16 protein-coding genes are annotated in these 14,909 nt (G+C 44.6%); 13 read left to right on the top strand and 3 right to left on the bottom strand.

The genetic code is table 11. The features are described 5' to 3' along the window. Nucleotides 1-34 precede the first annotated feature (34 nt). Nucleotides 35-1,498 (top strand): L,D-transpeptidase family protein, encoded by a 1,464-nt coding sequence (locus ACFQ0C_RS15115; RefSeq protein ID WP_379367912.1) that lies wholly within the window; start codon nucleotides 35-37, stop codon nucleotides 1,496-1,498. 79 nt (nucleotides 1,499-1,577) lie between these two features. Here the strand turns inward: ACFQ0C_RS15115 and ACFQ0C_RS15120 are convergent, their stop codons facing one another. Beyond that, on the bottom strand, nucleotides 1,578-1,715 hold the full coding sequence (locus ACFQ0C_RS15120) for a hypothetical protein (protein WP_258212720.1): 138 nt from the start codon (nucleotides 1,713-1,715) through the stop codon (nucleotides 1,578-1,580). A gap of 158 nt (nucleotides 1,716-1,873) precedes the next feature. On the opposite strand from ACFQ0C_RS15120, the gene ACFQ0C_RS15125 reads away from it, so the two are divergent. From ACFQ0C_RS15125 to ACFQ0C_RS15155, 7 genes are all read left to right on the top strand, one after another. Further along, a complete protein-coding gene (locus ACFQ0C_RS15125) occupies nucleotides 1,874-2,974 on the top strand; it encodes a quinone-dependent dihydroorotate dehydrogenase (RefSeq protein ID WP_379367913.1) in 1,101 nt (366 codons plus the stop codon). Nucleotides 2,975-2,993: 19 nt separating this feature from the next. Further along, nucleotides 2,994-3,788, top strand: a complete 795-nt coding sequence (gene yjbM / locus ACFQ0C_RS15130) for a GTP diphosphokinase (RefSeq protein ID WP_258212722.1) — start codon at nucleotides 2,994-2,996, stop codon at nucleotides 3,786-3,788. Nucleotides 3,789-3,841: 53 nt separating this feature from the next. Further along, nucleotides 3,842-4,273, top strand: a complete 432-nt coding sequence (locus tag ACFQ0C_RS15135; protein WP_379367914.1) for a DUF309 domain-containing protein — start codon at nucleotides 3,842-3,844, stop codon at nucleotides 4,271-4,273. A gap of 1,038 nt (nucleotides 4,274-5,311) precedes the next feature. Then, nucleotides 5,312-6,952 carry a hypothetical protein gene (locus ACFQ0C_RS15140; RefSeq protein ID WP_379367915.1) on the top strand — a complete coding sequence of 547 codons (1,641 nt, stop codon included), beginning with the start codon at nucleotides 5,312-5,314 and terminating at the stop codon, nucleotides 6,950-6,952. A gap of 48 nt (nucleotides 6,953-7,000) precedes the next feature. Further along, nucleotides 7,001-8,569: an RsmF rRNA methyltransferase first C-terminal domain-containing protein gene (locus ACFQ0C_RS15145; protein WP_379367916.1), complete on the top strand. Its 1,569-nt coding sequence runs from the start codon at nucleotides 7,001-7,003 to the stop codon at nucleotides 8,567-8,569. A gap of 1 nt (nucleotide 8,570) precedes the next feature. Then, complete coding sequence (locus ACFQ0C_RS15150) at nucleotides 8,571-9,329, top strand: pseudouridine synthase (protein WP_379367917.1); 759 nt, start codon at nucleotides 8,571-8,573, stop codon at nucleotides 9,327-9,329. A 43-nt stretch (nucleotides 9,330-9,372) separates the two neighbouring features. Continuing rightward, complete coding sequence (locus ACFQ0C_RS15155) at nucleotides 9,373-10,170, top strand: Cof-type HAD-IIB family hydrolase (protein ID WP_379367918.1); 798 nt, start codon at nucleotides 9,373-9,375, stop codon at nucleotides 10,168-10,170. A gap of 249 nt (nucleotides 10,171-10,419) precedes the next feature. Here the strand turns inward: ACFQ0C_RS15155 and ACFQ0C_RS15160 are convergent, their stop codons facing one another. Further along, nucleotides 10,420-10,512, bottom strand: coding sequence for a YjcZ family sporulation protein (locus tag ACFQ0C_RS15160; protein ID WP_258212728.1), 93 nt, complete (start codon nucleotides 10,510-10,512; stop codon nucleotides 10,420-10,422). A 252-nt stretch (nucleotides 10,513-10,764) separates the two neighbouring features. Between ACFQ0C_RS15160 and ACFQ0C_RS15165 the strand changes: the two genes are divergently transcribed. From ACFQ0C_RS15165 to queC, 4 genes are all read left to right on the top strand, one after another. Beyond that, nucleotides 10,765-11,868, top strand: coding sequence for a hypothetical protein (locus tag ACFQ0C_RS15165; protein ID WP_379367919.1), 1,104 nt, complete (start codon nucleotides 10,765-10,767; stop codon nucleotides 11,866-11,868). Nucleotides 11,869-12,064: 196 nt separating this feature from the next. Further along, entirely contained in the window at nucleotides 12,065-12,547 is a 483-nt protein-coding gene (queD, locus tag ACFQ0C_RS15170; protein ID WP_379367964.1) for a 6-carboxytetrahydropterin synthase QueD, read from the top strand. Next, entirely contained in the window at nucleotides 12,528-13,253 is a 726-nt protein-coding gene (locus ACFQ0C_RS15175) for a 7-carboxy-7-deazaguanine synthase QueE (protein ID WP_379367920.1), read from the top strand. Before queD ends, ACFQ0C_RS15175 begins: the two co-directional genes overlap by 20 nt. Nucleotides 13,254-13,289: 36 nt before the next feature. Then, nucleotides 13,290-14,021, top strand: a complete 732-nt coding sequence (gene queC, locus ACFQ0C_RS15180) for a 7-cyano-7-deazaguanine synthase QueC (RefSeq protein WP_379367921.1) — start codon at nucleotides 13,290-13,292, stop codon at nucleotides 14,019-14,021. A 92-nt stretch (nucleotides 14,022-14,113) separates the two neighbouring features. Here the strand turns inward: queC and ACFQ0C_RS15185 are convergent, their stop codons facing one another. After that, a complete protein-coding gene (locus ACFQ0C_RS15185) occupies nucleotides 14,114-14,518 on the bottom strand; it encodes a helix-turn-helix domain-containing protein (protein WP_379367922.1) in 405 nt (134 codons plus the stop codon). 183 nt (nucleotides 14,519-14,701) lie between these two features. On the opposite strand from ACFQ0C_RS15185, the gene ACFQ0C_RS15190 reads away from it, so the two are divergent. Then, a complete protein-coding gene (locus ACFQ0C_RS15190) occupies nucleotides 14,702-14,908 on the top strand; it encodes a helix-turn-helix domain-containing protein (protein ID WP_258212734.1) in 207 nt (68 codons plus the stop codon). Nucleotide 14,909: the final 1 nt, after the last annotated feature.

The following is a 14,909-nucleotide window of genomic DNA, read 5'->3' on the forward strand; positions in this document are numbered from 1 at the left end:
ATAGTAAGAGGTAAGGGTGGAAGGAAGGGATTGGATGAAAGGAAAAGAGCATGAGGAGCAGCTTCGACAATTTTTTAAGCATCAAGAAGATCCACTTCACTTAAAAAAATACGTGCGCGAGCACCCGAATAATAAAATGGCCTGGTATTTGCTAGGTCGTGAATATGATGCTCAAGGTAAACGAGGTAAAGCTCTGTATTGCTTTTCACAAGCAGGAGAGGTTTACGAAGCCTTTGAGAATAAAGCTATACCTGTTTCTTTGGAATCCCTCCAATCATTAAAGCAATGGGAACGTAAGGGGATGAGGAAACGCTGGCTTAATCGCTTCCGTATAGCTGCTCTAACGACACTGGCATTGGCAGCGATTGCCTATTCACCACCATTTGAACCGAGCTCACTTCCATTACCCAGTGTTCCATCACTTCCCCAGGATGTTAGCGCGGCGATGGTTGAACAAACCAAGGTGTATTATGTGACGGCCGGTAAAAGCAAAGAAAACGTCGGTGCAGCACTGCAGGAAATGTTGATTAAGGAAAGATTGAACAGCTACGCGATATTGGCTTATGGCAAGCCAACTGATGACGGCAAGTGGATCTCATGGCTGAAACCGCCGGATTTATTGCTTTCTGTCGAAGGTAAACAGGATGCCGCTCAACAGCAAATTTACTATCATGATGCAGAGAGCTGCAGTTGTCAGCCTACTGATTCCTCAAAAGCACGAGCAATTTATCAATCTTGGGCAGGACAACGAGAGCAGGAGCTTGTTCTTCGTTCAGCCATAGCCTCATATACACGTAAAAATGGTCAACCGCCTCAAGAGCTGCAAGCATTGAATCAACCATATCCACAAAATGTACTGCCAGGCATTACACCTTTCATGCAGCAGCTGTATGATCAGCAGAAAGAACAACTCGCTGTAGAATCACCTGACCGTCAGGGGAAGAATCCAGCTGCAATTACTCCAAGCTCTGTGCCTGAAACAGCGGGCATAGGTTCTGGATCGCCTGGTTCTCCTAATTCATTTTCAAGCGTAAGCGGGCTTATGAAGCCGTTGACGGAACCGATTCGGATTGTAGTTGATAAGACTAACCACCGATTGGCAGTTATAAGCGGCCAAATGATTGTACGCAGCTATCCGGTAGGCCTCGGAGCTAATAAAACACCTGAGGGCACGTTCGAGATATCGGAAAAGGTCAGGAATCCGAACGGAAAATCCAATGGCGACTTTGGCAGCAGAGGTATGACGCTTTCAGATACGCTGTATGCCATCCATGGGACTAATAAGCCGGCAAGTATTGAGAAGGACCAATCATTAGGCTGTATTCGCATGCTGCAGGAGGATGTTGAGGAATTGTTTGACATGGTTCCATTAGGCACCTCTGTGACGATCGGAAAAGGCCTTTTGCCGTCTGAAATCAAGCGAGGGGAGCCGGTGTTCCGCCTGCCGCTTAACAGCAATGAAACGAATCCTGGTAAAGTTTACAAATGGTTGGATTAATCCACCACAAAAAAAGGATATCAGGTGACAAAACCTGACGTCCTTCTTTGTTTTTTGATGTTAATTGAACGATAGAGCATTATTTATTCAATAGCAATAATACGGTCATGGCAATAATTATTGCCGCGAATACGCAGCCCACCCAAATTAAAAGTTTTTTGTTGATCTCATCTTTTGGTTTACGCTGCTGCAAATAAGTTGGTTTTTTACGCTGCATAGGGATCAGCCCTGCCTTTTAAGTGGATTTAGGAATATTTTATCATAATGTAACCCATTGCGTAGATGATTTTGCAAGACATGTCCTCTTTATTTTTCCTGCATAAAACGATAAACTGTTCAAAGAGAGCAACTTATCGTTCGTGGGGGAGAGACATAATGCTTTATAAAAAAATAGTTAAGCCGATTTTATTTCAAATGGATCCTGAAAAGGCGCATCATCTTACAATAGATGGCCTTCACACGGCTACAAAATTACCAGGAGGAAGGGCGCTGCTGAGAGGATTGTACGCGGTACCGGAGTATCCTGAATTGAGAACCGAATTGTGGGGAATTCCTTTTGCTAATCCTGTTGGGTTGGCTGCGGGTTTGGATAAAAATGCGAAAGCTGTCACAGGCTTTTCGAGCATAGGCTTTGGGTTTATGGAGGTTGGCACGGTGACTCCAAAGCCGCAGGCTGGCAATGAGCTTCCGCGCTTGTTCCGTCTGCCGGAGGACGTGGCACTGATCAACCGTATGGGCTTTAATAATGTAGGGATCGAAACGATGGCGCAGCATTTGCAAGAATCGGGAAAGCGATCTATACCAGTAGCCGTTAATATCGGGAAAAACAAGGCTACGCCAAATGAGCATGCAGAGGATGATTACCGGGCTTGCATTAAACGGCTTTACGATTATGGCGATTTCTTCGTAGTGAATATCAGCTCGCCCAATACGCCGGATTTACGAAGTTTGCAGCACGGTGACGATTTATCCAGACTACTGGACGCCGTTCAAGCAGAAATGAAGCTGCAGCATCAACAAAAAGGAGGGGCAGCCAAGCCCGTTCTTGTGAAGATTGCACCGGATCTTCAAGATGAAGAAGTTATGTACATGGTCCAAACTATTGTAAATAGCGGTGTTTCGGGCATCATTGCCTCCAATACGACAATCTCAAGAGATGGTTTGACTCATCAGCATAAAGGAGAAATGGGCGGCTTAAGCGGCAGACCGCTCACCGAACGCTCGACTCGCCTGATCCACTCGATATATGCAGCGACTGAAGGAAAGCTGCCGATTATCGGATCGGGAGGTATTTTCACGGCGAAGGACGCTTATGACAAAATATGTGCCGGTGCAAGCTTGGTAGAAATTTACACGGCACTCATTTATGAAGGACCTGGATTGATTCGAAACTTGAATGAGGGATTACTAAACCTTCTGCGGAAGGATGGATTCAGCCATATAACGGAAGCGGTCGGTTCTGCACACCGGCGTTAGTAAGAATGGAGGAACTTGGATGGATGGACGCGACTGGAAAAAATTCCTGTTACCCTATGAACAAACTGTTGAGGAAATGAAGGTTAAATTTAAAACATTACGCGGTGAATTGAAAAGCAGAGAGGAATATTCTCCAATTGAATTTGTAACCGGGCGGGTTAAGAAAGTTTCCAGTATTTTGGAAAAAGCGAAAAGGTTGAATGTTCCTAGTGAGCAATTGGAGAAAGGCATTGAGGATATTGCCGGCATACGTATTATGTGTCAGTTTGTTGAGGACATAGAACGTCTGGCTGAGCTGATCCGTAAGCGTGAGGATATGACGCTAGTCTATGAGAAGGATTACGTCACTAATAAGAAGCCGAGCGGATACCGAAGCTATCACATGATAGTAGAATATCCGGTGCAAACAGCACTTGGGATGAAAAGAGTGTTGGCTGAGGTTCAGATCCGGACACTTGCTATGAATTTCTGGGCTACAATAGAACATTCGCTTAATTATAAATACCGGGAGAGCCTGCCGGAGGAAGTGATTAAGCGGCTTAGCAAAGCTGCCGAAGCTGCCTATTTGCTTGACCAGGAGATGAGCAGTATCCGTGATGAAATTATGGAAGCGCAGCAGTTATTTGATGATAATTCGAATATTATTTCCCGGGTATTAAATGGAATTCAGGAGCTCTATTTCTACTATCGAGTAAGAGAAGCAGCCCAATTCCAGCTGCGCTTCAACGAGCATTGGGAGACTGATGACGTTAGGTATCTCAAAGAGCTGTCTGCTGAAATCGATGAGGCTATTGCACGGGCCAAAAAAGGGTAACTGCTTGAAGAAGCAGCTGCGCTTATCCTGTCCGAAATAATTGAGGTGAAACCGTGATAGGAGAGCAGCCATATGACCTGCTTTATGTTAAGTTTATTTATTACTTTAATGTGGAGCGGGATTATTTCGAGTGTCATGAGGTTATGGAGGAGCTTTGGCTGGAGGAAGGCAGAGCTCCTATATTTCAAGGCCTTCTGCAGGTTGCAGTAGGCCTGTACCATTACAGGAACGGTAATGTGAGCGGAGCCATTAAGCTGTATACAGCAGCGCTGGAGAAGCTTGAACACTCCAAGCAGCCGCGGCTTGGCATTGATTTGGAACGGTTGATACTGGACAGTAAGGCTTATCTGAAGCGCTTGGAGCGGTTGGATCAGGAGCCGTTTGCATTTTATGACTTGGATATACATATAACAGATCCAGAACTAGCTCAACTGGTCGCAGAGCTTACACTGAATCCGCCTGAAGTAAGTCATGAGGAAGAATAATAAAATTGGACTTTACTCCAAATCAGCGCCTTTGTTCAAATAGCGCAGTTGCCGAATATAATTTATGGCAGCAGTACTAGATGGAAAACCTCCCGCTAATTTTGACTCTATTGCCTCAATGGATCATTTTACTGGAAAATATACCTCTATTTGGGACGGATTACCCCGTAAACTGGGATATGTTCTGATTTAGCTCCGGAAATTCCAGTTATATCAGAATTATGGGTATAATTGAGGAGATTAGATGGAGGTTTTCCAGTTATTCTACAAGCGAGGGAATGCCGAGGGGAGTTGTGCCGCTTTGTGGTAGTTGATTCTGGTTAATCGGATCCCATTTTATTCAGAGCATGACTATGTGAGGCAAATTTGTATTCCTGCGTTTGCTTCCAAGCCACATAGGAACACCACTTCAATAAGTGGCTGAAGTCGCACAACCATCCATCCAGACGTACCAATGTACGAAAGCGCACATTGGTACGTTCGATTTCTGTTCAGGTCCTGAACGGAACAGGAAATTCCGTTATTTAATCTGTCGCATCTATTTTAAGACGATAGCGGAAGCCGGAATTCCGCTATTTGGGCCGAATGATGAATATTATGCACATAACGAGAGATGACGGAAGCAGCTGTTCCGTTATCTCTCTGTTTTTTGTGCTTTCAAGCTATAGCGGAACGATTATGTCCGCTAAGAGGTACCAGGTTTCGTTAGTATCAGCGAACTGACGTTCAATCTCACGTGATGCAAGCCCCCTATCGCTAATCGCTCCCTATGTTCTATGGGGCGGGGAGCCGGAAGTACCAGCTCGATGTATAAGTTTGAACCGACCAGAGGCTCACCTTTCTAATATTGCAAGAAAAGCCGCTTAGGACACGAATGTATCTTCATGGAGATTGCTTCGAATAGAAGCTTTTCTTATGAGGAATGAAATACCTTTTTTGGTCAGGTCATTAAATGAAGGATTTTTTACAGAGTTGTGGAATACATCATTACGCTTACAACGTAGAGTGATTCTTTGAACAGACTGCGGGGAATACGTTATGAAACTCAACATCAGAAAAGCAGAAAAACCTTTCATTTGGTTCGCAGTGGGGCTGGCTGTGCTATGTGCGGCAAGCTTCGTTGTTTTTTCATACCCTGTATGGAAAACGTTATTGGTTAAACCCATTGAAACATCCGAACGAAAGGCGAGTTCTGCCAAGCTAATTACTGCACCTGTCAGCTATAAAGCAGCGGATGATTTCAAAGCTTCCAATGTTGAATTGCCACAACACAACTTTGGCTCCCTGCAGGTTAACAAGTCCAAAATAAACAAGGGAATTCAGCTTTTTGCCAAGCAAGGGCATGTACAAGGACAATATGCGGCACCGGATGGAATACGAATGGATTATTTGGTACAACGGCAGCAGCTGGAGGGTAGTAATGCCTGGGTGCAGGTAGATCTTGTATCTGCCGATCCGCAAACACAACAAATGCTCGTAGAACCGATAGGGTTTACTTATTCTAATGGTGAACAACTGGAGGCCGGGCTGCAATCGACGGGATTGAGCGGTTATTTATCGGGGGATGAGTTTCTATACACAACTGTAAAGAATGAGCATGATGAGTGGGTTTATTTGGTCAATAAATTTAATTTTATACATAAGACGATAACACCTGTAATGGAATTATTCCGTTATTCATATAAAGCTGTGAATAGCGGCAAGCCGCCGATTATTTATAGCTCCCAGCTTGCCCCTGACAAATCACATTTGCTCGTACGAGATAGCAGGAATGGAATTTCAAGCTATGATTTGAGTACGGGTGAGGTTAGACAGGCTATAGAAGGCTCGAACGAAGTCAAGGCTGGAGAATATTTTGAACTATTGGCGAACAGCGGTATTGCCCTATATAGTACCTCGCGTTATCAGAATGATGTGTCGTGGATCGACCTGAGTACAGGAATGGTACGCCAACCGTTACTTACTGAGAAGGGTTTTGTTGAGGTTGGGATGGATGTACAAGGGAAAATAATGTATTATAATTTTACTTACGACCGTTTGCCGGAAAATGTAATGATGGGCGATAAGCAATCGCTGCTTTTGCCTAATGGCGTTCAATTGATAGATAAACAAGGGAATCCAACCAAGCGATTCAGCTTATCTAAGGATGCGAAGGAAAGGCTTGAATTCGGAGGCTACAGTGAAAGCAAGAAAGCGGTACTGCTGCATAAATTCATAGTCGCGATGAACGGTAATGGACAGCCCTACAAAAAGACGTTAGGCTGGCTGCTGGGCGATATGAGCACAGGCTCGATGACAATGCTTAGCAAAACGGATGTTCCTGACAATTGGGATAAGAAAGATATTGTGTTCGGTAAAGTAACGCTCAGTGCTTTAGTACCATCCAATCAAGAGCAAGTATTTGTAAATCTTTTGGAAAACAATTATTACATGACCCGTTGGAAGACGGCTTACCAGGTCCAATTGCTTGAGGACGAGGATATTGTTATCTATGAGGATGAAGGGATGAAAAGGATGTTCGTAAGTTCGTTAACCCGATCTGATCTGGTAGTAGCGGCTTTGAACTATAAGAAATATAATTGGGACAATAATACGTTTAGCCTGCTGAGCGGACATTGGTTGGCACGTTATCAAAAGCAGCCTGAAGGCGATAAGATGTATTTTTTTCAGTGGAATTAACTGGAACAGGTATTTAGTGTAAAATAAGATGCGGAAAGTTGGACGAATATGAGCAGTCAGTTGCCTGAAGCTTTTTTAACTAAAATGGAGCGTATGCTGGGTGAACAATATTCGGCTTTTCTTGCTTCTTATGAGGATACCAGGTGGTATGGGCTGCGGATAAATACGTTGAAAACGAGTGTAGAGCAATTCCTTTCCATCTCAGCTTTACCATTAAAGCCGATTCCTTGGACACCGACAGGGTTCTACTATAACGAAGCGGATCGGCCCGGCAAGCATCCGTACTACCATGCGGGCTTGTACTATATACAAGAGCCAAGCGCAATGGCACCGGTCGAGCTGTTGGACGTTCATCCTGGTGAGCGTGTACTCGATTTATGTGCGGCACCAGGAGGTAAATCGACGCAAATTGCAGCGAAGCTGGCGGGTCAAGGCATTCTGGTAACTAACGATATTCATTCAGATCGAGTGAAAGCATTGGTGAAGAACATCGAATTGAGCGGCGTACGAAACGCAGTTGTGCTTAATGAGCAGCCTGAAAAGCTGCAGCGGCCTTTCGAAAGCTATTTTGATAAAATTCTGATCGATGCCCCGTGTTCGGGGGAAGGCATGTTCCGTAAGGAAGAGGATATGGCCAAGGCCTGGCAGCCCGATTGGGTGAAGAAGTATGCTGAGATGCAGCGGGAGCTTCTTAAACAAGCTGCTGTCATGCTGCGAGCAGGAGGACGGATCGTGTATTCTACCTGTACGTTCTCTCCAGAAGAAAATGAAGCAATGATAGCGGAGTTTATCGAAGCACATCCGCGATTTAAGGTATTGCCGATTGCTCCAGAACATGGTTTTTGTTCCGGTGTGCCGGCTTGGGTGGATAGGGCTGCGGGTAGCAGGATCGATGAGTTTGAGAAAGCTTCAGCGCCTCATATTTCTGAACGCTCCAAGCAGGCGGTTGAGGGTACAGTGAGATTATGGCCGCATTTGCTGCAGGGAGAAGGTCATTTTGCAGCGGTACTTGAATATTCCATCGATGATGAGGATGAATTGGTTGATGAGATGCCGTTGCTGCAAGAAGCATCTGGCAGGTTTGAAGCAATGAAAGTAAGTAAGCAGGCTAAGGCTGGAAGGCAGCGCGGCACTGAAGGCTCTCGTCCGTCAGTTAAGGTGAAGGACCAGCCTGCCGTTGATTTGCAGCTGCTGCATCAATTTATAGCAGAGCACGCACCAAACGTAGCCATAGGCACTATTACGCTGCACGGCGACCATGTATATGCTGCGCCAGAGGGCCTTCCTAATTTGAATGGGATTCGTGTCATTCGTCCAGGCTGGTACTTGGGCAGCTTCCGCAAGCAGCGTTTTGAGCCTTCACATGCGTTAGCAATGGGGCTGCAGGCTTCCGATGCGGTCCGGACAGTTTCGTTATCAGTAGGAGATGGCGCTGCAATCAGGTATTTGAAGGGGGAAACTTTGGAGATCCCCCAGGAAAGGGTTATAAGATCCCAAACAGATATCCCCTTGAAAGGCTATTGTCTTGTATGTATCGACGGTTATCCGGTCGGTTGGGGGAAATGGCTAGATGGTATGTTGAAAAATGAGTATCCAGCCGGTTGGAGGTGGACCTAGAATGAAGCAAACGATACGTTTGGAAAAGCTGTTGGCGCATACCGGTCACGGTACGCGCAGTGAGATCAAACGAATGATGAAAACCGGAACGGTTTATGTGAACGGTCGTTCAGTTAAAGACGGCGGCATACAGGTCAATCCTGATCAAGACCAAATTACTGTGGATGGATTAGAAGTTCGTTACCGCGAGTTTATATACTTGATGCTGAACAAGCCACAGGGGGTTATATCGGCGACAGAGGACTCTCGAGACCGTACTGTTATTGACTTATTGGCTGCGGAATACCAGACATTTGAACCATTTCCCGTCGGAAGGTTGGATAAAGACACAGAGGGACTGCTGCTGTTAACGAATGACGGCAAGTTAGCTCATAATTTGTTGTCCCCGCGCAAGCATGTACCCAAAACTTATTTTGCCGAGGTGGAGGGGGAAGTTACAGATGAGGACAAAAATGCCTTTGCAGCAGGTGTGACATTGGATGATGGATATGTAACGATGCCTGCGAAGCTGGTTATTCTAAGATCTGGGGAGCCCGCTGCGGGTGAGGTTTCAAAGATTGAATTGACGATCATGGAAGGGAAGTTCCATCAGGTTAAGCGTATGTTTCAATCTGTTGGAAAAAAGGTCGTCTTCTTGAAACGGATATCGATGGGGCCCCTGCTTCTAGATGAGTACTTGGAAGCGGGCTCCTACCGGGAATTAACTGCTGAGGAGCTCAAAGAACTGCAGCAGGCTAACAATACGTCAGGGTTGAGTTGACAGGAGTTTATGGCAAAGGGATCTATGGGGGAGCTTGAGGGAATTGAAATATTCTATGATTGCATTGGATGTAGATGGAACACTATTAAACGATAATTATGAAATCACGGACATTACCAAGCAAGCGCTGCAGCAAGCACATGCTTCAGGAATAAGAATAGTACTTTGTACAGGCAGGGGACCGGGGAATGCGGTTCCGATTTTGGAGCAGTTAGGTTTAGAGGGAGTGTTAATTACCCATAATGGTGCAGCGACAATTCAAACACCAGGCTGTATTTTGCTGCATGAGAGTGGATTTTCTCTAACCGAGATTGAACCTGTGATCCGTTATTGCAGGGATAAACAAGTTCATTTTGACGTAAATACGGCTTTTGATATGTACGTCGATAAAATAGGTGCTACGGAGGAAAGCATGTATGAGAAATATATGCTTCAACCCCAGAGGGTTAGCGATGTAACGCTTCTGAACCATTCACTTGTCAAATTCACGATTTTCGGAGCTTTAGAGCTAATGGATGATGTAGAGAACGACTTGAGGCTGATGGAGATGCCGAAAGGTCTTCAATATATCCGCAGCGGTGATTATTTTATTGACGTGATGAGCTTGGAGGCTTCCAAAGGTAAAGCTTTGGAGAAGCTTGCGCAGCAATGGAATATTCCCCGGGAGGAGATTATCGCCATGGGGAATTATTATAATGATATAGAAATGCTTGAGTATGCAGGTTTGGGTATAGCTATGGAGAATTCACCTGATGCAGTAAAAGCTGCAGCGAATCTTGTTACTTTATCTAACAATGATAATGGTGTTTATAAAGCATTGGTTAAATTAGAAATAGTCTAAAGAGACTTGTTCTTAAAGTTGTTGCAAGCAGCCAAGTCATTCCTGCAGGAAAAAGACCGGTCACAGCGTAATTGCCGTATGACCGGTCTTTTTATTAATTAAAAGGCATTATATTGGCTTTGCTTAAACCTTGGACTAAGCACATGTCCTTAAGGAGAGCGAAGCTGTTATCCAAGTGGGGTTCTGTTAGGTCGGAGATAGAAGCTTCCTTACCTAGTTACAGAAGTTCATTGACGCTTAATCGCAAGTTTACAGGAAGCCGGCACGAGATACAATGACTAACAAAATGAACAATACCAAAATAACACCTGTGCTCGTGTGAAATCCTCCAACTACAGACATGCTGATTCCTCCCATTTGTTTGTATTAACCGATCAACAAGACAATCTGCAATAATGGTTTAGAAGAACGTTGGTTTAAAGCCTTAATTATTTAAGTTAACTTGGTTGTCGGTCTACTTTTATAGTATGACAAATACCTTTGATCGATATGGACTCCTGTCCCCTATGCATACTTTTTGGGCTTATTAGGACACGCTAGTAAAGATGGTTTATAAAGTCACTGCGACCATACAGTCCATTGGAGGCGAGAATAATGACCGATGTTATGCTCAGACCGGATTTGAAGACGACAGGCGGAGAAGTTAGCGACATACTGTGGAACGATCAGTTTGTTGGAACCATGACACTGGTATATCGCGAGGCAGACCGCATTTCTGGGGCTATCCAATTGGAAGAGGAGAGCCTTCCTCGTAATGCTAAGCAGCGTGTCATGGCTTTTCTACAGGAGCATATCCAATTTCAGATTGAAGCTCTGGGGGTTCATTCCTGCGATGTAATGGTTACATACAGTAAATATGACCATATCATTGCTACGGATACTTTGGAAACTGGAGCTTATAATGTGGAAGAGGATCATGACTTTGATTTTGATTGGCCGGAGAATGAACGGTTCGAGGATGAAGATCCAATGGAGCAAAATGAGTACGTAATGAATGCTTATACGGACACCGTGCCTGTCCAGAGTGCTTCGGATGCAGAGGATTCAGCCTATGACTTTTACGAGTTGATGATTGTAGCAGAGTCTCGTAACAAAGTTGAATATCATATTTATGATGAATTGCAGGAATTGGTTGCCGAAGCATCGATCCGAATCCTCGGTAGTGAGGTAAGCGGGACTGTGACCTGGATGCTTGAGCCTGATGAGGATGAAATAGAAGCTGTTGCTAATCTATTGGTAAGTGATTTTGATGAGGATGAAGTAGATACCTTTGTTCTTAATATGGAATGGGATAAGGAAATTATTGAAACTATTGAGCTGACCCATCAAGATCTGTTCGAGGATGAAGTTGGAAACGAGACAGAAAGTTTATGGGAAACCGTTGACGGGGAGTTGGAGAATGAGGATTATACAATCGTACTTGCTCGCGATGATGGCGATACTCTAACCTATGAAATATACCAACAATCATACGGTGGATTGCCCATTGGCACTGCTACCATAGATATTAGCTCAAGGCAGCTAACTGGATTTATCGATTTTCGGGAACCGGGTAATTCCGATGATCGTGAATGCATTAGCACATTACTGATGCAGGAGCTGGACAAGGAAAAAGAATTTGAATCGTTCAATGTTACCATGTTGTTTCAGAACAAGCCTTTTGAAGAATTAATGTTTGAAACAGAGGCTTATCATTAACAGAATACAATAGTACTCCGTAGTTTGCCGAGAAAACCGGCTGATCCTGTTTCATTTCATACCGCTATAATGCGTCTTGTGATGGAGGGGATAGCTGACTTTCGGACAGGCACGGAGTTTTTTTGTCTTATTGTGATAAATGAAGTGTCCATGCTATAATTAGGTTTGTTTTTTTGCAGGAAGAGGTGAGATGACAATGGAATATGAAATCCCAACAAAAGTACAGCGATTGGGTGTGGATATAAGTAAGGACCAGCTTAAATATCATGATAAAGAAGTACTGGTTTCCAAGGAGTTTACATTCGACAGCGCGCATCATCTTCATTGTTACGAAGGAAAATGCAAAAGCTTGCATGGCCATACGTATAAGCTGCAGGTAATCATGCGCGGCAAAGTGGACGAAAGAGGTATTTCGATTGATTTTGGTGATATTAAGAGAATTGCCAAGGAACGAATCATGAACCTTCTGGATCACCGTTATTTGAATGATGTACTGCCCTTAATGAATACGACTGCTGAAAATATGGTGGTCTGGATGTACGAACAATTGGACCAGGCTTTGCGCGAGGAATCGCTTTATCCAAAGGTTCGTTTGGAGGAAGTTAGACTGTGGGAAACGCCGACTAGCTATGCAGCGGTTACTGCGGCTATGATGGGGGATGTACCAGGTGGAAGTTAAAATGCAAGAGGACGCTATTGTGAATACGAATAACATCAAATTACCGATGGTCGAGATTTTTGAAACCGTAGAAGGTGAAGGGACTGGGGCCGGTTTTCCAACGGTGTTCGTGCGATTATTCGGTTGTAATCTGCGTTGTACCTGGTGCGATACGAAGTACAGCTACCCTCCTGAGGAAGCGGATCGTGTCATGACAATCGGGGAGATTGTAGAGGAAGTACGTAAGTATCGATCCACTCGGATATGTTTAACAGGGGGAGAGCCGCTTCTATATGGTGACAAGTCGGCGGCATTGATTAAAGCGCTGCTGCAAATCGAGACGTTGACAGATCTGCATATCGAAACAAATGGTGCGATCGATGTCTCCCCATTTATGGACAGCATTGACTCACCTCTAGTTAGGTATATTGTAGATTACAAGCTTCCTGATTCCGGAGAGACCGATAAAATGATTTTGTCCAACTTCGCCAAGCTGCGCAAGCAGGACGAGCTAAAGTTTGTAATAGGAAGCGATCGTGATTTTAATGAGGCTGTCCGCGTATTAGAGCATTATTCAACCGAGGCCCTGCCTCTATTCAGCCCAGTATGGGAGACAATGCCGCCAGCCAAGCTGGTACAGCTCATGCTCGACCACGGTCTATCCCATGTCAAATTAAATATGCAACTGCACAAGATAATATGGGATCCGGCTACCCGCGGTGTTTAGTCTTCTTAGTAAATCATGAAAAAGGTGTGAAGCAATATGACTACAAAACTTGAACCGAAAAAAGCGGTCATTATTTTAAGCGGTGGGTTGGATAGCACAACTTGTATGGGGATTGCGCAAGAGGAAGGCTACGAGCTGTACCCAATTACATTCGACTATGGTCAAAGGCATAAAATCGAGTTGGATAATGCACGTTTAGTGGCTGAGCATTATAATGTGAAGAACAGGCATAAAGTCATTACTCTAGGCTTCTTGAAGGAGTTCGGCGGCAGCGCGCTAACGGATGAAACCATTGATGTTCCAGATATGACAAATGTGGATGAGGTAGAGAAAGCAAGAGAAGATTCAGAAGTACCCGTCACCTACGTACCAGGGAGGAACTTGCTGTTTCTCTCCATCGCAACCTCTTATGCCGAGGTTATCGGTGCTGAGGCGATCTATATAGGAGTCAACGCGCTGGACTATAGCGGCTATCCAGATTGCCGGCCGGAATTTATCCATAAAGTGGAGGAAGTTATGGCGCTGGCAACACGGGTGGGTGTGGAAGGTGGACCTATTCGCATCAAAACCCCGCTTAGCACTTGGAGCAAGGCTGACATTATTCGCCAAGGAACCTTGTTGAATGTACCATACCAAATAACGACATCCTGCTACAATGGACAGTCAGAGGCATGTGGGGTATGCGACAGCTGCCGCTTAAGGCTGAAAGGCTTCGCTGAAGCAGGAGTCAGAGACCCTATTGCATACCGTGAGTTACCATCGAGTTAATCGGAAGACATATAAAATCCCCCTGCATATCATCCTCGGATGAAGCAGGGGGATTTTATATGTTCTCAATTGAGTTAATGACGCCAAACTGACTAGCCCTGGCTATTATCGTTCGAATATTCCTTACGCTTATCTTTCCAGAATAATGCGGTTAACATGCGCTCTATCCATTCCTTATCCTGATCAGACAGCTCAATACCATCGAACACCAGATCATTTTCACGCAGAAAGCGCCGTAGATTCACTTGTGGCTTGGTGTAAGGCTCATTATGTTCCAATCCTTGCATCTCCAAGTATCCTGCAATATCCATTAGCTCGGAGTAGGGGGTATTCAATCCTTCCGACAATTTCATCAGCACATCAGGCGAGGGAACCCCGCGGTTTCCATTTTCCAACTGAGAGATGTAAGCGGCAGAAACTCCGGACCGGTCAGCCAGCTCTCTGATGGTGAAGCCTTTTAATTTGCGCATATCGCGCAGTTGTTCATAAAAGTTCATTAGGCAGCACCTGCATAATTAGAAGTAAACAATGGTTAACATTATTATGATAACAGTATACATATGTAATTTCAACGTTCATAAGTTTGTATTCAAAAGTAAACATAAGTGGTTGCAATAGTAAAAAATAGTGATATAATGGAAATTGTCAGTTACAGTTGAAAGGAGGGTGACTTCATTAAGATGAAAATCACAACGAAGTCGAACGCCTTTGTGAAAGCAAGAATTGTAAAAGGATTGTCCCAAAGAGATTTAGCCAAACGATCAGGCTTAAGCCCATCCTACATAAGTTTGCTGGAACGCTCAGTCAAATCAGTAGGTCCGGCCACAGCTAAGAGGCTGAGTGAATTGCTGGATCAGCCCCTGGAAGTTCTGTTCGATATAGAATAAA

The organism is Paenibacillus sp. GCM10027630, assembly GCF_042676305.1.
Taxonomy (GTDB): Bacteria; Bacillota; Bacilli; order Paenibacillales; family NBRC-103111; genus Paenibacillus_S.